The following is an 18,303-nucleotide window of genomic DNA, read 5'->3' as shown; positions in this document are numbered from 1 at the left end:
TGCTCATTCCAGTTGTTGCTTTATTAAAGCGGAACAACAACCATCTAAAAAATAAATCGAATGAGCAATATAATTACTAAGGCACATCCCGTGCCGGATATGCACAGCACGGGATTGCGCGTCGTCGGTGCATGGCTTTTTGCCATCGTACTGATACTGTTTTCTACAGTCTTTGTGCATGTACCCTATACCCGTGAAATACAGATGGTACTGGCAATTCCGGTACTGCTGTTTTTCGGCGCTCCTTTTTATGCCGGTGCCTGGAAGGGAACCCGGTCGGGCCGCAACAATATAGACCGTCTGGTGGCGCTTACCACCTCTGTGGCTTTTCTGTTCAGTGTGTTCAACACTTTCTTCCCGGATTATTGGCTGGGCATCGGGCTGGAACCGCATGTCTATTATGGGGTTGCCGCCGTCATCATCGCCTTTTCCCTGACCGGCGAGTTTATGGAGGAACGTGCCCGGCGAAATGTGTCGGCGGCTATCTGCCGGTTGGGAGGCTGGCAGCATAACGCAGCCCGCGTACTGCCGGAGAAGCAACGCATTGACGACCGCGTTGCCGAGCTTTTTGTCCCGGTCATTCTCATCATTTCCCTGCTGACCTTTTTTATATGGGTGTTCTTCGGAGGCATAGATGTAGTGTCACACGGTCTGTTTGCCGCTTTGTCCGTATTGGTGGTGGCTTGTCCGTGTGCGGTAGGGCTGGCCACTCCAGTAGCTTTGGCGGCGGGCCTTAATAAAGCTGCCCGCAATCATATCCTTATCAGGGACACTTCCGCTTTAGAGCAGATGCGCAATGTGGATGTGGTGGTATTCGACAAGACCGGGACCTTGACAGAAGGACATCCTACGGTAATAGGCTGGCTGTGGGCGCAAGGGCAGGAGGAGCATTATAAAGATGTACTGCTTGCTGCCGAGTCTACTTCGGACCATCCTCTGGCAGAAGCAATCGTTACGGCCCTGGAAGGGGAGGAGCAGGTTATCCCTGCCCACCTGGACGGTTTTGAAAACATTACCGGAAAAGGTGTCAGAGTGGCCTATCAGGGTGCGGAATATTGGGTAGGAAGCCATAAACTGCTGAAAGATTATCAAGCCAATTTGTCGGATATCCTGGCCGATATGCTGACACAATATGAATCGGACGGAAACAGTATTGTCTACTTTGGGCGTGAGAACGATTTACTTGCCGTTATTGCCATCAAGGACCAGTTGCGGGTGACTTCTATGGAAGCTATCCGGGAACTGCGTATCCAGGACATCGAGATATGCATGCTTACGGGAGACGGTGAGCGTACAGCTTCTTCCGTGGCCGGCAGTTTGGGTATCATGCGTTTTGTGGCTGATGCCATGCCCGACGACAAAGAGGATTTCATCCATAAGCTGCAGCTTCAGGGTAAAACGGTCGCCATGGTAGGTGACGGCGTGAACGATGCGCAAGCCTTGAGCTGTGCTGATGTAAGCATTGCCATGGGAAAGGGGACCGATACGTTGATGGACACCGCCATGATTACTCTCAGGACTTCAGACCTGCTGCTGTTGCCCAAAGTTTTCCGGTTGTCTCGCCAGACTGTGAGCCTCATGTACCGGAATCTGTTCTGGGCTTTCATCTATAATACAGTGGGTATCTTTGTCGCGGCCGGAGTACTCTATCCCGTCTATGACATCCTGCTGAGTCCTGCGCTGGCAGGTGCTGCCATGGCTCTTTCCTGTGTATCCGTGGCTTTGAGCAGCCTTCGTCTGAGTTCCAGGTTCTGACGGCTGTATTCTCAGCTGTTCCTATACTCCAGCGGACTCATGCCCATGTGCCTCTTGAAGTATTTTCCAAAGAAGGAAGCACTGGGGAAGTTCAGGGAATAGGCAATCTCCTGAATGGTCATGTTGGTTGATTTCAGCTTGGCTTTCACGTCTACGATGACGACGTGGGCGATGATGTCCAATACATTTCTGCCGGTCACCTGCCTCACGGTGGTGCTGAGGTGTTGCAGGGAGATGCCCAGTTTGTCGGCATAGAATTGCGCGCGGCGTTCGCGGGTATAGTTTTCGATGACGAGCTGCACCAGTTCGCGGCATATTTCCTCTTTCCGGCTCTTATTCCCTTTTTGCATCTGCGGACGGTGGCAATACATTCTGTCTATGCCGCTGAGGAGCATGTTCAATGTGCTTTGAGCCATTTTTGTATCGGGAGGATAGGGACCGGTCGTGATGCGTGCCCATAGGGCAAAATAGTCCTTGAAGTAGGAGGCGACGGTAGGGTTGACAGCCAGTACCGGATACTCCAGTATGTTGGAGAAGGAGCTCAATGTAGACTGGATGAGGTTGACTCCATTGAGGCAATGGGAAGAAAACCCCACGAATCCCAGGCACACTTTTTCCTTTTGTTCGTAAAACTGTATGATGGTTCCGGGAAGCAGGGTGATAAAATCCCCTTGCTTGATTTCCGTATCCATCAAGTTGATGGATACCGTGATGGAACCTTCTATGCATAGTGCAAAGATGCATGCTTTCAGGCGGCACGACTGTTTGTATATGTTTAGAATGTCTTCCGTTACTTCAGTCCATGCAATCATGTCTACTGGCAGGTCGACTTGAGGAAATTCCATACGCTTTGTCGTTTAGAGTTCGCACAAAGGTAATTCTTTTCCGGGAAAAAGTAACGGAAGACATTCTGTTTTTAAAATGAAATGTTCTTTTTTTAAAATGTAACGTCCATCTTTACGACGAAAGTACGTGGCGCGCCTACTGCCATGGGACGATAGCTGTACTCCTTGTTCAGCAGGTTGTTTATCATGAACTGGAAAGCTACTTCCTTGGTGGCTTTCACCCCGAAGCGCATGTCCACTGTGGCATAGTCCGTATTATGCTTTTTCCAATAGGATGCCAGGGTTTCCCCGTTGGACGAGCCGAAGAGGATGCCGCGCACGTAGTCCAGCAGGTCAGGTTCACTTTTGCTGCGTTCGTCCAGCATAATATAGTCCACGGCAAGCATCTTGCTTTTCCAGTTTACGTTGGCACCTATGTTGATGCGTTTCCACTGAAAGTCCAGCGTGGCCTTGAAACTGTGTTTCGGACGGTATTTCAAGTACTTGCCGTCATTGCTTTTCTCCTTCATCTGAAGCGGGTCGGTATAGGTGTTCTCCAGGGCATTGCGTTTCTTGTAGTCGGCATCCCTCGGTTCGGTATATACATATCCCAGGTTATAGAGCAGCTTGGCGTTTTTGTTGAAGGTGTACATGCCGTTGGTACTGATTTCCATTCCATAAATCTGTGCTTTGGACACGTTGTGGAACTGTGCCCCGATGCCGAAACCCTTGCCGTCCTTCAGCATTTGTATGGCGTCTGTAACGCTGTTTATCATGCTCAGGTCCGCATTGTTGAATAGGCCGAACTGGAATTCCACCATATCCTTGTATTGGGTATAGAAAGCGGCGACATCTGCAAATCCTTGTAAATTGCCTGCCTTGTACCCTTGCTTGAATCCCAGCTCGGCATTGAATCCTTTTTCCGGCTGTACGTTGTAGTTGGGATATACGCCTACACCTCCGATGTCTTTGCGAAGGTATTTCTCGGTGATGGAGGGATTACGGTAACCCTGGCCGAAACTGGCACACAGGAAGCTGTAATCGGCCAGCTGGTAGTTCAGCCCGGCACGGAACACGGGGCGGAAAGGGATCTTGCTCCCGAAAACCTTTGTGTCGGCTTCCCGGTAGTGCTTGTCTATCCGGTAGTATTCGGCACGTACACCGGCCGATACGCTGAGGCGGTCCCAGAAGCGCTGGTCGTATTGCATATAGGCGGCAACATTGTCACTTTGATGTACTTCTTCCGTTTCGCCGGAGAAGGTGCGGATATGTTCGTAAGTCAGGCCCGTGGTGATTTGTGCGCCGCCGTCCCATTTCTTGTTGAACTGATAGTCCAGATAATAGTCGTAATTCTTGTCCGTCCGTGTCGGTGATTGATTGCGCTCCGGATTGAGTACACCGGATAGCCAGGGAACCAGGTCGCTGGGCAGTTTCCCTTCAAGCAGTCCGCCTATGTCAGACGGCAGGCCGTTGCTCATTACCCAGGAGATGAGGTCGCAATAGTCGGCAGTGGTGGCATTGGGGAATATGTTGTCCAGAGAGCCGAAGACACCGTCCATCAAATCACTCAGCTTGTCGCTTCCCAGCCATTTGATAACTCCGGTCATCAGTGGTTGGAGGGCTGTGTAGTCTCCATTGGCAATGTTCTGGATGACTTGTGCGTCGGTGCCCATGTTGCCCAGAATATCCGTAATGGAGGCGGATTGTGTAGGGCGTACCACATTGTCCGCACTGTAGTAGAAACGGCCCTTTACTTTGTGTGAAGTACCTCTTTCAGGATTGGTGAAGTTGAAGAAAGGGTCAATGCGGAAGTTGTTGGACTCACGTCCCATATTAGTAAAGGGAGAGGGGCGGTAGGCCTCGCCGGGCGAGCGCCAGATGAAGAAATCCCCGTACTTGTTGGAAAGGAAATCCACGTTGAAACCGTAGTTCATCAGTTTCATACCCATATCCGGCTGATAGTAGGTGAGGTTTCCGTTGATGTGGAAACGTTTGTTGTAACCTTGTTGGCGGTAGCCCTCGTCGGTAAAGAGATTCAGTCCGCCGCTGACGTCAAAGTTACCGATGCGGCGGGAGTGGGTGAGGTCGAAACCTTCGTAGAGCGGATTGCGTACACCGCTGAAAAGGCTGTTGCGCAACAAGGGCTTTACCGGATATTTGTCCTCTTTCCAGAAAGATTTGTCACTCCATTGGTAATCGCTGTTGTCGGGGTCGTCATAGATTCCTACATAGGCACTGAAACGGGTCTGAGGGGTCAGTCCCGGCCGTGCGGTGCGTATGTTGATGATGCCGTTCAGGGCCGACGAACCATAGAGCACGCTGGAGGCTCCTTTGATGACCTCTACCTGCTGCACATTTTCCAGAGGTACGCTGTTCCAGTTGATGACTCCGTTTTGGGGGCTGAGCACGCTCATCCCGTCTACCAGTACCAGGCTGCGGGCACCTACGCTGTAAGTCCAGCCGCCACCGCCTCGAATGCTGGGTTGCTTGTCGATGATATCCACCCCCGGAATGGTCTGCAGTGTCGAGGTGATGTCTGTGGGAGCCTGGCGGGCAATGTCACTGGCCTTTATCAAATCCATGGAGACCGTCACATCGCTCAGCTTCTGTTCAAACCGTCCGGCCGAGACCACGACATCTTCCAGCAGGTTGGTGCTTTCCTTCATGTACACGTCTTTCTGCATAATGTCTCCTTTGCTGATGACGATGGGCATTGGCACATCCTCATATCCCACGTAGCTGAATACCAAATCTACACCTCCCGCCGGCAGGTGTACTTCGTATGCACCGTTTATGTCGGTCACTACGCCTTGCGTGTCTTTCAGCTTGTAGGTGACCGATGCCCCTGCAAGCGGTTCATTGGTCGTTGCATCATATACGTGCCCCTTCAATATCTGTGCAGATATGGAAAAGCTGAACAGTAACGCTGCGAATAGCGTTATTAGAATTCTTTTTTTCATAAGTCTGTCTTTTTGTGAATAGTTATATCAGAATGTTTGCAAAGTACGTGAGATATTATCAGATTATCAAGGTGTATTTTTATGAATAGATGCTACATATTTAAGATAAATTCGGGGAGTGAATTCAAAAAAGTGCTATATTTGCTTGCATGAAACTGGAAATATCAGATTGGAACATGATTCCTTATGCCGGGGCATGGAGCCGGCAGACGGAATGGTTTGACGCACTTGTACACGCCAAGCAGGCAGGAGAGTGCTATGTCAATCATATTGTGCTCTGCGAGCATCCCCATGTCTATACATTGGGGCGTAGCGGGAAAGAAGGGAATATGCTGCTGGGAGAAGAACAACTGCGCAGGATAGGGGCTACGCTCTATCATATTGACCGTGGTGGAGACATTACGTATCATGGTCCGGGACAGTTGGTCTGTTATCCTATTCTGAACCTCGAGGACTTTTCTTTGGGGTTGAAGGAGTATGTGCATCTGCTGGAAGAGGCGGTAATTCGCGTTTGTGCTTCGTTTGGCATCGCTGCCGGACGCCTGGAGAAGGCAACGGGCGTATGGCTGGAGGGCGATACTCCCCGTGCCCGTAAGATTTGTGCCATCGGCGTGCGCAGCAGCCATTTTGTTACCATGCATGGGCTGGCACTGAATGTGAATACCGATTTACGTTATTTCAGCTATATCAATCCCTGCGGATTCATCGACAAGGGGGTCACTTCTTTGCAGAAAGAACTGGGACATGAAGTGCCGATGGAAGAGGTGAAGGAGCGTCTTTGCAAGGAACTGGTAAGTCTTTTGTCATGAACTACCTGGCACATATATTCCTTTCCGGTTCGAACAGAAAAGTACAGTTGGGCAATTTTGTAGGGGATGCCGTAAAAGGAAGTTCCTATAAAAATTATCCGCCGGATATAGCCAAGGGGATTCAGCTTCACCGCGCTATTGACGACTATACCGACCATCATCCGGCAGTTTGCGAGGTGGTGCATAGGCTTCAACCTGAATTCGGACGGTATTCGGGGGTGTTGCTGGATATTTATTTCGATTATTTGCTGGCTTCCCGTTTCGAGTCGTTCTCCGGAGTTTCCTTGAGGAGGTATACCCGGACTTTCTATCTTTCCCTCCTCATCAATTACCGCTATCTTCCGGTACGGTTCAAACGTTTCATCTGGCATTTTATCCTGACCGACCGTTTGCGGAAATACGCCACTCTGAACGGAATAAGAGAGTCTTTGAACATCATGGTGGAATATCATCATATTGATATATCCGTAGATAAGGCAATTTGTTACCTTAAAGAGCACGATGAGGAACTGTTTGCTGTGTTCCAGCCATTTTTTATTGAATTGCAGAGGTTTTGCGCTGAATATCAGCATAATTATAAGTCACAATTTTAAGGACGAAGAAGGAATGAATATCGTGTCGGCAAGGAATTAATATCCTGCCGACACGATATTTGTTTTTTGTATCACACGTTGTTGATTTCCTGCATGACATGTTATTGATAGCTTGTGCCCTGTGGAATCAGCTTCCCGTACTCCGCTTCTCTCTTGCCAGTACCGAGATGATGTACCCTCCCTTGCTGTTCACCTTGCTCCAGTTCGTCCCATTGAATATTTTCCAGACGTAGTTTCCCAGCCTGCCGTAGTCCGATAACTTCAGAATCTTCCTGATTTCCTCCCGGTCGGTGATGTAGAGCTTTTCCAGATTCAGCATGAGGCATTCCAGGTTGTGCGTATTCCTGTTGTAGGCATATCCGGGAATGTCCAGATCAGGATTTCCCTGCGCTCCTCCGCTTTCCCCGGGGGGAGTAAGAGGGGGAAGTGCTCTACTTTCTTTTGCTTTGCTTTCTTTTACTTTGCTTTCTTTGCTTTGTTTGGAATTGCATGCATTTTCGGGGAAAATGTCCGCATCCTGCGTACAATTTTCTCGGTTTTGCGTACAAGTTTTGTCCTTGTCCGGTTTATCTTCCTCCGTCTCTACCAGCAGATAGGGCAGGGTGGTGAGGTCCCTTTTTCTTCTTTTGGTGGCTTCCAGCCATACCTTCTGTATCTCGGTAGAGGTCAGTACCCCTTGCTCCTTATAGGTTTTGGGGTCGAAAAAGGCTTTCTCCACCAGGATGTCCACGATTCCCTGCATCTCCTGCTCGTTGATGTCCTTTCCCGCCTTGTTTGTGAACAGTGTGCATTGCTCCGCGTTCCATTTCAGGTAATATCCGTTTTCCTTGTGTATCTTGCACAGCAGTTTCATTACCGCCGCCGTTCCTTTCAGTCCGAACCTGGCTTCCACCAGTTCCACTGCTATCTCTTCGAATAGATTTACTTTGAGGGGGAAGTATAGCATTCCCCCGTACATCATGGCCATTGTTTTTAGTGTTTAATGATTAGTGATTAATGGTTAATGGTTAGCATATGGGGCTCCATTCGAGGAAGTTCTCCAGCTGGAAAGTTTTCCATGCCTGCAGTTCCACATCCCAGAAGGCTATGGTGCTTGTCACTCTTGTGATGTCATAATCTCTTCTGAAGTCAGCCTTGTAGGGCAGTAAGGTGGCTTTCGCCAGCCTGAATGTCCCGTCCTGCTTGTGGTAGGCTATGAGTGCGTGGCCGTATTGCATGTGGTCTATCAGGCTTTCTATCCGTCGGGCCATCCATGTGGCGCATGTTTCCGTGTAGTTCTTTTCCAGCATGATACGTATTTTCCATAGGTTTCTCAGTGCTTCGTGAAGTGAAGCGTTCTTTGTCGACTTTCTCATCTTGTTGTCTTTAAAATTAATAATTGTATTAGTTTGGCAGGAGGTACGCTTGTATATAAAAAAAGATGCCGCATTCATTGAGAAAGCGGCATCTGTAGGTGGTGTGGCTTCATCCTTACCAAAGTGGCGGCAAAGATAAGTGGTTTATTCCTTAAGTTGTTTATATTTAATTATTGTCAATAAGTTTCGTGGTTTCTGCCCTTTTTGTTTTATTCCCTATATCTCTCCTGCTACCTTCATTTCCCGCCACACTTCACCGAACTCTTGTATTATAGTGTTTTCTGACAGTCTTTTATAGTCTGGCGTTCTAAAGTCGAAATGTGAGTATGCCCATTGTGCCAATGCCTTGTTGCTTGTCGGCTTTTCTTCTATAAAGTATCTTGATTTTTTCCATAGGATGATGTCTTTAATGACTTCTTTCCTATATTGTGGCAGTATTCCCATAACCTCCCCGCTTGAGGGACGTCCTACTCCTGCTTTCGGAGCTGATATGCCGTGCTTTACATCCGTTTTAAGGGTGTCTCTTTTTGTTTTTTTTCCTTACTTTGGAGTGTCTTTTTTGCCTTCATTTTCTAATGTTTTTGGGTTAATAATTAAAATTACTGTAGTTTGTAAAATAAATGCAAAGGTATATCAAGTTTTTTGTTTTTGTAGAGTAAGGATGGAGATAAAAAGCTGGGTTTTATCTTTATGATGGGTTAATGCGTTGATATATAAATGGAAATGACTTTGACTTGGAAGTGTTTTTTAAACGTTCGTTTAATGGACGCAAAGATAAGACTGTTTTTTATATCCTCAAAATGTTTAATAAAAATATTTTGTAAAACCCATCGTATCTAAGTTTAATCTACAGTAATTCAGTATATTAAGTATCTTATTTAATATTTAAAATTTCCATTCCCTTTTATTAACTCATTCCCTATTTCATTTCCTGAAATTTGACGTCCATTAAACGAACGTTTAAAAAACGCTTTTTGTTTGTAATCCGTTCGTTTATAGTCTCTTACCAGAAGGTAATGACGAACTGCAAAAAAACTGTTGGCAAGAAGGGCACAATGCTTGCTGTATTTTACATAAGGTGCTCGCAAATGATTGGATACCAGGTATATACCGAGGGTTCAAAGCCCCAGAGGAACACTCTTTTGTGAACAAAACAACGAAAATGGAAACGGATAACGAGGTTGAAGTCTGGCATGCCATGCGTGCCACATACCGCAGAGAGCTTGATGCGGTGCATCTTCTCGAGAAGGAGAACCTCGGCTGTTTTGTCCCCATGCAATATAAGGTAAGTATCCGTAAGGGTAAGAAAGTCCGTACTTTGGTTCCCGTCATCCGTAATCTGGTTTTTGTCCATGCACGTCCTTCCGACGTACAGCGTGTTAAGTCTCAAATTACTTATTTGCAATATATAACCGATACTCGCAGTGGTCAGAAGATAATTATTCCCGACCATGAGATGCAGCGCTTCATCGCCGTTGCCGGAACCTATAACGACCATTTGCTTTATTTCCAGCCCGAAGAGTTGAATCTGTCGAAGGGAACTAGAGTCCGTATTACGGGTGGTGACTTTGCAGGTCAGGAGGGTATTTTTCTGAAAGTAAAGGGGGCACGTGACCGCCGTGTGGTTATAGAGATACAAGGTGTCATTGCTGTTGCCATGGCCACCATCCATCCGGACCTCATCGAAGTAATCCGCTAATCTTTAATTTTTAATTTATAATTTTTAATTATTACTCATGTCTCTTTTAGAAGAAGCACTTCTCCTTCAGCGTGCCGCGCACGATCTGATGTATTTGGGTATGGACGGGAGTCCTATTTATAGTGATGACTTGTCACGTCGTAATGGTGAGGTTTATCACCAGACTGCAGTTCTGTATAGTTCGGGTACCTGGGGTGCTACGATGGAGGAGCAGGCGAATGTCTGCCTTGCCCTCCTGATGGGTTACAACGCTTCGTTCATTGACCATGGCGAGAAACAGCAGCATGTACAGGAAGTTCTGAACCGTTGCTGGGGTGTTCTGGATACTCTTCCCGCATCTTTGCTGAAGCTCCGTCTGCTTACTGCCTGCTATGGGGAGGTGTTCGATGAGGCTTTGGCGGATGAAGCTCACTCCATCATTGCCTCTTGGGATGCTGCATTGCTGACTGCCGAACAACGGGAGGCCGTTGATGAGTTTCAGAATGTGGTGGATAATCCTTATCCTTGGGAATATATTGACGAATAAAATCCATAAAATGGATTTTATAAATATAAATGTGTATGAGTATCATTGAAAAATCAAATAGTGGGCGTCTGATAGATGAGGATTTCACCCAAGTAGCCGAACTGTTGGGCTGTGAACCTGCAGCATTGAAGGCTGTTCAGCAAGTGGAAACCGGCGGTAGGGGAGGTTTTTTTTCTCCCGGAAGGCCTGCCATTCTTTTTGAGGGGCATATTTTTTGGACCCAGTTGAAGAAAAGGGGGAGTAATCCTGAAGATTATGTGAAAGGTAATGAGAATATCCTTTATCCTAAATGGGAAAAAGGACACTATAAAGGTGGTATTGGCGAATATGACCGCTTGGAGCAAGCCCGTAAGATAAATCGTGAAGCGGCAGATGCTTCCGCCAGTTGGGGTATGTTCCAGATTATGGGCTTTAACTATGCGGCTTGTGGAGAAGAAAGCATAGAAAGTTTTGTACGTAGCATGTGCGAGAGCGAATTCAAACAGCTATTACTTACTGCTAATTTTATTAAGAAGAATAGCCAGATGCTTCAGGCTTTGCAGGCTAGGGATTGGGCAGTGTTTGCTAAATGCTATAACGGACCGGCGTATGCGCAGAATCGTTATGACGTGAAGTTGGAGGCAGCTTATCAGAAATACAGCTTGTAAAATAATACGTCTAAATTGAATGTTGACCAATAATTGGTTTAGTCGTTATACTCAAAATGATTATACTTCGCATGATAAAGGTTACTATCACCGCATTCTTGAGTACAGCTCCCGTGTTCAAGTGAGTATTATATTCGTAAGAACAATTCTCAATATAATAAATATAGTGTAAAATGCAATTCGCTTTTTTTATCCAAGCCCGATTAGGCTCGTCTCGCTTACCTAGGAAAATTTTGCTTCCTTTTTATCAAGGAGAAACAATACTTGACCTTTTAATTAAGAAGCTTTTGCATATTCATGCAAATGTGGTATTAGCAACATCTATTGATTTAAAAAACAAAGAATTAGAGATGGTTGCCCAAAAATATGGTATAACTTGTTTTCGAGGGGCAGAGAATGATGTTCTCCAACGTTTTATAGATGCTGCTGAATATTTAGGTGTAGAGCACTTGATTCGTGTTTGTTCTGATAATCCTTTTTTGGAATTAGATTCTATCGAAAATCTTATTCAATATGTTTCATCTGTCTCAGAAGAATATGACTATGTAAGTTTTAAGATTTCAGGTTCGCCTTCGATTAAAACTCATTATGGCTTTTGGACTGAATATGTCCGGCTGGATGCACTAAAGAAAATAAGCGCAATTACGACAGAAAAATTATATCATGAGCATGTTACCAATTATATTTATACCCATCCCGAATCTTTCAGAATTGGTTGGATTGAAGGGCCTGAATGTTTGCAAAACCATCCTAACATACGTCTAACAATAGACACGAAAGAAGATTTTGACAATGCCGCAAAGATCTATGGTGATTTGTGTATGACTAATCCCTATCCCAAAATCTCTGAGATAATCAACTACTTAGATAATCATGTGACTTATTATGATGACATGAAGAATCAAATCGAAAAAAACAGCAAATAATGAAAGATACCTATATTATTGGCGAAATCGGCCAAAATCACAACGGCTCAGTGGATATTGCGAAATTAATTGTCGAGTTGATTGCTCGTCCGGTAAGGGAAGACGATTTTAATATTGAACTTAAGCCAATGAATGCGGTCAAGTTGACCAAAAGAGATTTAAACGAAGAATTAACAACTTCACAGATGAATCGCATCTACGATACACCTAATTCTTTTGGGCGTACTTATGGAGAACATCGTGCTTTCCTTGAATTATCAGATGAGGAGCATTATGAAGTATATAAGTATGCAAAAGAAAAGGGGCTTGATTTTGTAGAAACATTGTGTGCAAAAGGCTGTATGTCTCTTCTCAAACTTTTTACTCCAGATTATTTAAAGGTAGCAAGTCGAGATTTGACAAATCTTCCTCTTTTGGAGGTAATGGCCGAAACAGAAATTCCCATTATTCTTTCTACGGGAATGGCTGGAAAGAAAGAACTGGATGATGCTTTGGAAGTGATTACCAAGTATCATTCACAGATATCAATTTTACATTGTGTTTCTCAGTACCCTACGCATCCAGACAATCTAAATCTTCGTACAATTGAATACTTAAAAAAGCATTATGGACAATACCGAATAGGATTCTCGGACCATACGGTTGGCATCTCAGCTCCTATAGTAGCAGTGGGGATGGGTGCGGAAATCATTGAGAAACATATTACTATCGACCGCCATATGAAAGGTACAGATCAAGCTGGTTCATTGGGTCCTGATGGAGTAAATCGCATGGTTCGTGATATTAGAATAGCTGAACGTTGGTTGGGAGAAGAAAAGCTCTATATTGATAAGAGTGTAATTAATTCTAAAATAAAATTAGAACGTTCTATTGCGAGTAAACGGCACATTAAGAAAGGTGAGATAATAAAAAAGGAAGACCTCCATATGTTAAGTCCTGGAGATGGTTTTAAATGGAACCAACTAAATGAAGTGGTGGGAAAAACGGCTCGTGAAGACATTCCTGTAAATGAGATTATTTACTTTAAGTATATTCAATAATAATGAAATCAATTCAAGTCATTCAACTTATCAATCAATGGAAGAGTAATTGTTATTTATCCAATTACTCTTTCGATTGTCCGGCACATCTAATAGACGATGCTTTGGCTAAGTTTCAATCGGACTATAATAGATGGTATGAAGGGGTGATTGACATTAAGAGGTTGTCTCTTACGCCACAGTTGCAAACAGTTCTTTGTTATCGAATAGCGAATAATATTTACAAAAACGGGGGGGGTGGCGGACTTATATTCTCTGTTAGGCCGAGTGATTGGACAGATAGAAATTTATTATTCTTCTGAGATAGGAGAAGGATTTAGAATTAATCATGGAGTTGGCACAGTCATAGGAGCAAGAGCACATATTGGAGACAACTTTACTATCCATCAAAATTGTACAATTGGAGACAAAAATGGAGGACGTCCTACGATTGGTAACAATGTTACCATGTATGCCGGTTCTTTAATTCTTGGTTCAATTCATATTGGCGATAATTCTGTTATAGGGGCTAATGCATTGGTTATGTCTGATTTTCCATCCAATGCCATACTTGTAGGTACTCCGGCAATAAATAAAAGATAAATGTTACCCAAGCTGATACTAACTGATATAGATGGCGTTTGGACGGATGGCGGCATGTATTATAATCGTACAGACGATGAATGGAAGAAATTTAATACCTATGATAGCGCAGGTGTTTTGTTTGCTCATGCATGTAATATCTCGGTTGGCATTATTACTGGTGAGAATACGGAAATAGTAAAACGCCGAGCGGATAAATTGAAAGTTGATTACTGCTTTCTTGGAGTTAAAAACAAAATGCAGATTGTTAATCAGCTTATTTCTGATTTAGGGATTTCACTATCTGAAGTGGCCTATATTGGGGATGATATCAACGATTTGGCTGTTCTTAGAAGTGTGGGTACCAGTGGAGTACCTTCCTCGGCACCATTCTATATGAAGTCATATGGAAATATTACGCTATCCAAAAAAGGCGGTGAAGGTGTGTTTCGTGAGTTTGTTGAGGCTATTTTGGGGGAGGAAAAAATCCTTTCAATCATAGATAATGTAGTATTAGCAAATCAATAGGTGCAATGGATGTTAATGAAATAGAATCCTATTTTGACCGTTTATGGCCGTTGAACAGAAGCCTTACAGGTGAAGGTAATCGACAGACAATAAAAATACTGTCTGAGTTAGTACCATTCAATGTTACGGAAGTGCCTGCAGGAACCTCTTGTTATGACTGGAAAGTACCTGCAGAGTGGAATGTCAAAGAGGCTTGGATTAAAGATACCAAAGGAAATATTATTATAGATTTCTCAAATAATAATTTGCACCTGATGGGTTATTCAATAGCTTGTCATGAACTTCTTTCTTATGATAATCTGATTAAGCATCTGTATTATATTCAAGCCCAGCCTGAAGCTATACCTTATAGAACTTCCTATTATACTAAAAGATGGGGGTTCTGCTTGAGCTACAATCAATTCCTTTCTTTAAACCCCAAAGAACAATATGAAGTATTTATAGACTCATGTCATAACGAAGAGGGATCAATGACTGTCGCAGAAGCAGTGATAGAAGGAGAATCAAAGGAAGAAATAGTTTTTTCCAGTTATATTTGTCATCCGTCATTGGCCAACAATGAACTTTCTGGTCCATTGGTATTATGTTATTTATATAGTCTCATAAGGCAGAAACTTGTAAAGCCCCGATATACATATCGCTTTTTATTGATGCCTGAGACTATAGGTAGTATTTGGTATATTTCTCATCATTTTGAGCACTTGCAGAAATATGTAAAAGGTGGAATGATATTGACTTGTATTGGCGATGCTGCCCCCTATTCACTCAAGAAGTCCAGACGCGGGGATAGCTTGCTTGAAGCTGCAACTGAATATATTGCTAAAAGTAGATATCCAAACACTTGTGTGATTGATTTTTTTCCATTGGGTAGTGATGAAAGACAATACTGCTCTCCAGGTGTTAATCTTCCATTTTGCTCATTAATGCATAGCGTTTATGGAACATTCAAAGAGTATCACACTTCATTAGACAACAAGAGTTATATTTCATTTGAGGTAATACAACAATCGACAGAAGATTTATATGATGTAATTCGTATTCTAGAGAATGATGGAAGGTATTTTAATCAAATGCCTATGTGTGAACCACAATTGGGGAAAAGAGGACTATATCCTACTATAAGTGCCCCTAATGCACGGAGTAAAGTTACTGATGCAATGATGTGGATACTCAACTATTCTGATGGAAAGCATACTCTATTCGACATATTGAAGAAAGCACAACTCCCCATTGGTTCCTTTTTGGAAGCAAAAGATGTATTAATCAAAAATGGCATATTGAAATATGAAGAATAATGTGGATTTTTTCTTTCATTTTTCAGATTTCACTTTGAATGAAAACTTATATCCCCTTAAAAGGCATTCATCCTTTTACTATATAGTGCGGGGAGTATATTATTTCACACGCAGTTTTGTCTATTCTTTGATATATGGAAATTATAAGTATAAAGAGATTAATTCAGTGAAAGGAAAAATTTTGTTTTTCTGTTTGTCACTCAATAATCGAAGGGCTTTAAGTTCTGTGATGGACAAATTCGATAAACAGGATTATCATCTTCTTCTTGACGTTGAAGTTCCTGAATTGACATTAAAGAGGGTTTATATAAAATCTTTAATTTATATAATACCAATTCTAATACGATTTCTGAAATATAAAGGGAAAGAAAAAAGAATCTATGGTTATGGATTACCATTGATATTACGAAGTCCAGGTTACTTTTTTACTATAGGTGATTTTATTAAAAAAATGTCGCCTAAATGTGTCTTCTTTTCTAATGACCATGTGGATTGTGCAAGAATGGCACTTTGGCATTGTAATAATTTGAATATAAAATCATTATATATTCAGCATGCATCTGTGGCCAATTACTATCCAGCACTTCAATTTAGTTATGCCTTTTTGGATGGAGTCGAAAGTTTTCATAAATACACAGATATTCATAAAGACGGAACATCGAAAACGGTGATTTTAGGTGCATGTCGCTTTGATTATATGAAACCAAAAATCATTAATCAAAAAGAGGCTTTTATAAATACGATTGGAGTGGCTGTCAATATGATTGATGATTATAATCATATAGAGGCATTATGCAAGTTCATATTAAATATTAGTCCTGCCTATAAGATCGTTATTCGCACACACCCGGGAATGCTGCATTTTGAGCACTTTAAATTTGAAAATGCTAATATCGAATATACTTCTGCCTATGATGAAACTCCTTTTGATTTTCTTAATCGAATTGGTATATTGATAGCAAATGATTCCTCAATACATTTAGATGCCTTGATGGCTCGTGTGCCAAGTATTATGTATTCATTGTCTAAGAGCGGATTTTCCGATCAATATAGTTATGTAGCACAAGGATTGGTTAAGTATGCAAAAGACGAAGATGAGTTGAAGTGTATGCTGTCTGGTCATTCTCTTAAAATGGTCTCTACAGATATTGCACAGTTCTTTAATGCTGCATACGATAAAGAATATGAAGGAAATTGTTCTACTATTGTTGCCAACTTTTTAAAGAGGGGTTTTGATGAAGAATATCTTCAATCCTTGGGACTTGACATCAAATCTGCAAAGCTCGTATAATTGCATATAGGAATAAAGTATGCTACGTAAGCTTCTTACTAATTCTCTGCTTTTTGGTATTTCACCTTATATACCACAGGTAATAAACGTATTCTTGCTGCCTATAATGACACAATACCTAACTGCAACAGATTATGGTATTGCTGGTACAATTAATGCATATACACAAGCACTCACAGCTTTATCCACTTTAGGATTTAATTCTGTTCTGGGAGTTATTTTTTATAAATGTAGTTTTCAATACAAGATCTTGTGGCGTGAGATATATGGTTTTCTCAATATTTGGATGATATTCTTTGCATTTCTTCAAGGCTTACTTTTGTATTTCATCATTCCTGAGGAGGCGGCAGAATATAAATGGCTGATTATTGCTTTAACTAATTTTTCTAATGTATTCTTTGGTCCTACTGCTACAATTGGCAATTATTATTATGTTAATAGTATGAAGCCAATCCCAATAGTGTGGAGGAGTATTTTGTCTGGTATAGTTACTCTTCTAGCCAATTATATTCTAGTCGTACATTATCGACTTGGCTACTTGGGTTGGTATGTAGGTGGCTTTTTAGGAGTATTTCTAATGAACGCTTCTTATTGGTATGCAGTTAATGTTGAATTAAAGCTATCACCAATCTATAATTTTAAGAGAAAAACTATACTTAAATACCTTCGTGTTTCACTCCCTACAGTGCCTCACTACTATTGTGGCTTCTTATTGAACTCCTCCAGTAAAGTGATCATGGATTTTTATTCCACCCCTCTTCCGGTATTTGGACGTGCTAACATAATGATTCAGATTAGTTCGCTGATGGAGAATTGGGTGAATGCTATAAATCAGGCTATCTATCCCATGTGTATGGAATCAATTAAGAAACGTGATGAAGTCAGGGCTAAAGCATTAATTTATGTCTATTTGGGCATTACCTATTTTTGCACTTTTATTTTTTCTTTGTGGAGTCGTGAAGTTTTCAATATTTTGATTTCCAATAAAGAGTTGGCATCAACCTATCCGTATGCTGTCATATTTGTAATGGCTTTTAATTATCGACCGATGTACGTAGGTGCGAGTAATATATTTTTTTATCATGAAAAGACAACCTCCCTTTTAAGATTAACTTTCTGTTCTGGTATCATTGCTTTTGTGTTGTATTGTATTTTAATTCCCTTCTTATCTATTTGGGGAATAGTTATTGCGTATTTCATCGCATCTTTCTATATGGGTTACGCAGGCTTTTATATGAAGGTATTTAAAGATAATTCTAAGATTACATATCCTATACTTAAAATAGCTGCCATTCATTTGTTTCTAACAGTAATGGCTTTATTTTTTGTTGATTCCGATCTTAACATTAAGATAGTTATTACAATTGTCTTTATTGCTTGTTTAGTAATAAAATCGTGGTTACAATTTAAAAAGACGTAATATTATTATTATATAGGTAAGCAGTCAAAAAATGGCTATTGATTGCAACCTCTATCTTCGCTGCGAACAAAAAT

The 18,303-nt window shown here is 42.5% G+C and carries 18 protein-coding genes; 13 read left to right on the top strand and 5 right to left on the bottom strand.

Annotation, left to right across the window (positions count from 1 at the left end; translation table 11 throughout):
* The first annotated feature begins 60 nt into the window (after window positions 1–60).
* Window positions 61–1,755 carry a heavy metal translocating P-type ATPase gene (locus tag DWX62_RS09300; RefSeq protein ID WP_035448221.1) on the top strand — a complete coding sequence of 565 codons (1,695 nt, stop codon included), beginning with the start codon at window positions 61–63 and terminating at the stop codon, window positions 1,753–1,755.
* Window positions 1,756–1,766: 11 nt separating this feature from the next.
* Here the strand turns inward: DWX62_RS09300 and DWX62_RS09295 are convergent, their stop codons facing one another.
* Window positions 1,767–2,600, bottom strand: a complete 834-nt coding sequence (locus DWX62_RS09295; protein WP_005828170.1) for a helix-turn-helix domain-containing protein — start codon at window positions 2,598–2,600, stop codon at window positions 1,767–1,769.
* A 92-nt stretch (window positions 2,601–2,692) separates the two neighbouring features.
* Entirely contained in the window at window positions 2,693–5,539 is a 2,847-nt protein-coding gene (locus DWX62_RS09290; RefSeq protein WP_120172772.1) for a TonB-dependent receptor, read from the bottom strand.
* Window positions 5,540–5,676: 137 nt separating this feature from the next.
* On the opposite strand from DWX62_RS09290, the gene lipB reads away from it, so the two are divergent.
* Both lipB and DWX62_RS09280 read left to right on the top strand, forming a co-directional pair.
* On the top strand, window positions 5,677–6,348 hold the full coding sequence (gene lipB, locus DWX62_RS09285; RefSeq protein ID WP_272202404.1) for a lipoyl(octanoyl) transferase LipB: 672 nt from the start codon (window positions 5,677–5,679) through the stop codon (window positions 6,346–6,348).
* Entirely contained in the window at window positions 6,345–6,941 is a 597-nt protein-coding gene (locus DWX62_RS09280; RefSeq protein ID WP_117589442.1) for an ACP phosphodiesterase, read from the top strand. The genes lipB and DWX62_RS09280 overlap by 4 nt, the downstream gene beginning before the upstream one ends.
* A gap of 127 nt (window positions 6,942–7,068) precedes the next feature.
* Here DWX62_RS09280 and DWX62_RS09275 read toward each other — a convergent pair whose 3' ends face one another.
* From DWX62_RS09275 to DWX62_RS21800, 3 genes are all read right to left on the bottom strand, one after another.
* Window positions 7,069–7,908 (bottom strand): DUF4373 domain-containing protein, encoded by an 840-nt coding sequence (locus DWX62_RS09275; protein WP_120172770.1) that lies wholly within the window; start codon window positions 7,906–7,908, stop codon window positions 7,069–7,071.
* A 40-nt stretch (window positions 7,909–7,948) separates the two neighbouring features.
* Complete coding sequence (locus DWX62_RS09270) at window positions 7,949–8,296, bottom strand: SH3 beta-barrel fold-containing protein (RefSeq protein WP_022401485.1); 348 nt, start codon at window positions 8,294–8,296, stop codon at window positions 7,949–7,951.
* Between the two features lie 216 nt (window positions 8,297–8,512).
* Entirely contained in the window at window positions 8,513–8,740 is a 228-nt protein-coding gene (locus DWX62_RS21800) for a hypothetical protein (protein WP_034528723.1), read from the bottom strand.
* A gap of 718 nt (window positions 8,741–9,458) precedes the next feature.
* Between DWX62_RS21800 and DWX62_RS09265 the strand changes: the two genes are divergently transcribed.
* The 10 genes from DWX62_RS09265 (at window position 9,459) to DWX62_RS09220 (ending at window position 18,229) form a co-directional block, all read left to right on the top strand.
* Window positions 9,459–9,995 carry a UpxY family transcription antiterminator gene (locus DWX62_RS09265; protein ID WP_008663192.1) on the top strand — a complete coding sequence of 179 codons (537 nt, stop codon included), beginning with the start codon at window positions 9,459–9,461 and terminating at the stop codon, window positions 9,993–9,995.
* A 37-nt stretch (window positions 9,996–10,032) separates the two neighbouring features.
* Window positions 10,033–10,521 carry a UpxZ family transcription anti-terminator antagonist gene (locus DWX62_RS09260; RefSeq protein WP_120172769.1) on the top strand — a complete coding sequence of 163 codons (489 nt, stop codon included), beginning with the start codon at window positions 10,033–10,035 and terminating at the stop codon, window positions 10,519–10,521.
* A 35-nt stretch (window positions 10,522–10,556) separates the two neighbouring features.
* Window positions 10,557–11,168, top strand: coding sequence for an N-acetylmuramidase family protein (locus DWX62_RS09255; RefSeq protein WP_229078221.1), 612 nt, complete (start codon window positions 10,557–10,559; stop codon window positions 11,166–11,168).
* Between the two features lie 173 nt (window positions 11,169–11,341).
* A complete protein-coding gene (locus DWX62_RS09250) occupies window positions 11,342–12,094 on the top strand; it encodes a glycosyl transferase family 2 (RefSeq protein ID WP_120137055.1) in 753 nt (250 codons plus the stop codon).
* Window positions 12,094–13,134 (top strand): N-acetylneuraminate synthase family protein, encoded by a 1,041-nt coding sequence (locus DWX62_RS09245; RefSeq protein WP_120172768.1) that lies wholly within the window; start codon window positions 12,094–12,096, stop codon window positions 13,132–13,134. Before DWX62_RS09250 ends, DWX62_RS09245 begins: the two co-directional genes overlap by 1 nt.
* A 237-nt stretch (window positions 13,135–13,371) precedes the next feature.
* Window positions 13,372–13,716, top strand: coding sequence for a serine acetyltransferase (locus DWX62_RS09240; protein ID WP_165859008.1), 345 nt, complete (start codon window positions 13,372–13,374; stop codon window positions 13,714–13,716).
* On the top strand, window positions 13,717–14,223 hold the full coding sequence (locus DWX62_RS09235) for an HAD family hydrolase (protein ID WP_120137058.1): 507 nt from the start codon (window positions 13,717–13,719) through the stop codon (window positions 14,221–14,223).
* Window positions 14,224–14,228: 5 nt separating this feature from the next.
* Window positions 14,229–15,518 carry a DUF4910 domain-containing protein gene (locus DWX62_RS09230; RefSeq protein ID WP_120137059.1) on the top strand — a complete coding sequence of 430 codons (1,290 nt, stop codon included), beginning with the start codon at window positions 14,229–14,231 and terminating at the stop codon, window positions 15,516–15,518.
* The gene (locus tag DWX62_RS09225; RefSeq protein ID WP_120172766.1) at window positions 15,508–16,809 is read left to right on the top strand and encodes a hypothetical protein; all 1,302 of its coding nucleotides are present in this window, start codon (window positions 15,508–15,510) and stop codon (window positions 16,807–16,809) included. The genes DWX62_RS09230 and DWX62_RS09225 overlap by 11 nt, the downstream gene beginning before the upstream one ends.
* 19 nt (window positions 16,810–16,828) lie before the next feature.
* A complete protein-coding gene (locus tag DWX62_RS09220; RefSeq protein WP_120172765.1) occupies window positions 16,829–18,229 on the top strand; it encodes a lipopolysaccharide biosynthesis protein in 1,401 nt (466 codons plus the stop codon).
* The last annotated feature ends 74 nt before the right edge of the window (window positions 18,230–18,303 follow it).

This window comes from Bacteroides sp. AF20-13LB (genome assembly GCF_003603065.1).
In the GTDB taxonomy this organism is placed as follows: Bacteria; Bacteroidota; Bacteroidia; order Bacteroidales; family Bacteroidaceae; genus Bacteroides; species Bacteroides uniformis.
Note: the sequence above shows the minus strand (reverse complement) of the source record. Positions and strands in the feature narration are given on the sequence as shown.

What these genes read in the sequence shown, in the direction of transcription:
- DWX62_RS09255 (WP_229078221.1), top strand. Translation starts at nt 10,557, where the DNA reads ATGAGTATCATTGAAAAATCAAATAGTGGGCGTCTGATAGATGAGGAT.
- DWX62_RS09270 (WP_022401485.1), bottom strand. Translation starts at nt 8,296, where the DNA reads ATGAGAAAGTCGACAAAGAACGCTTCACTTCACGAAGCACTGAGAAAC.
- DWX62_RS09220 (WP_120172765.1), top strand. Translation starts at nt 16,829, where the DNA reads ATGCTACGTAAGCTTCTTACTAATTCTCTGCTTTTTGGTATTTCACCT.
- DWX62_RS09250 (WP_120137055.1), top strand. Translation starts at nt 11,342, where the DNA reads ATGCAATTCGCTTTTTTTATCCAAGCCCGATTAGGCTCGTCTCGCTTA.
- DWX62_RS09245 (WP_120172768.1), top strand. Translation starts at nt 12,094, where the DNA reads ATGAAAGATACCTATATTATTGGCGAAATCGGCCAAAATCACAACGGC.
- DWX62_RS09300 (WP_035448221.1), top strand. Translation starts at nt 61, where the DNA reads ATGAGCAATATAATTACTAAGGCACATCCCGTGCCGGATATGCACAGC.
- DWX62_RS09260 (WP_120172769.1), top strand. Translation starts at nt 10,033, where the DNA reads ATGTCTCTTTTAGAAGAAGCACTTCTCCTTCAGCGTGCCGCGCACGAT.
- DWX62_RS09275 (WP_120172770.1), bottom strand. Translation starts at nt 7,908, where the DNA reads ATGGCCATGATGTACGGGGGAATGCTATACTTCCCCCTCAAAGTAAAT.
- DWX62_RS21800 (WP_034528723.1), bottom strand. Translation starts at nt 8,740, where the DNA reads ATGGGAATACTGCCACAATATAGGAAAGAAGTCATTAAAGACATCATC.
- DWX62_RS09295 (WP_005828170.1), bottom strand. Translation starts at nt 2,600, where the DNA reads ATGGAATTTCCTCAAGTCGACCTGCCAGTAGACATGATTGCATGGACT.
- DWX62_RS09290 (WP_120172772.1), bottom strand. Translation starts at nt 5,539, where the DNA reads ATGAAAAAAAGAATTCTAATAACGCTATTCGCAGCGTTACTGTTCAGC.
- DWX62_RS09225 (WP_120172766.1), top strand. Translation starts at nt 15,508, where the DNA reads ATGAAGAATAATGTGGATTTTTTCTTTCATTTTTCAGATTTCACTTTG.
- DWX62_RS09230 (WP_120137059.1), top strand. Translation starts at nt 14,229, where the DNA reads ATGGATGTTAATGAAATAGAATCCTATTTTGACCGTTTATGGCCGTTG.
- DWX62_RS09265 (WP_008663192.1), top strand. Translation starts at nt 9,459, where the DNA reads ATGGAAACGGATAACGAGGTTGAAGTCTGGCATGCCATGCGTGCCACA.
- DWX62_RS09280 (WP_117589442.1), top strand. Translation starts at nt 6,345, where the DNA reads ATGAACTACCTGGCACATATATTCCTTTCCGGTTCGAACAGAAAAGTA.
- DWX62_RS09235 (WP_120137058.1), top strand. Translation starts at nt 13,717, where the DNA reads ATGTTACCCAAGCTGATACTAACTGATATAGATGGCGTTTGGACGGAT.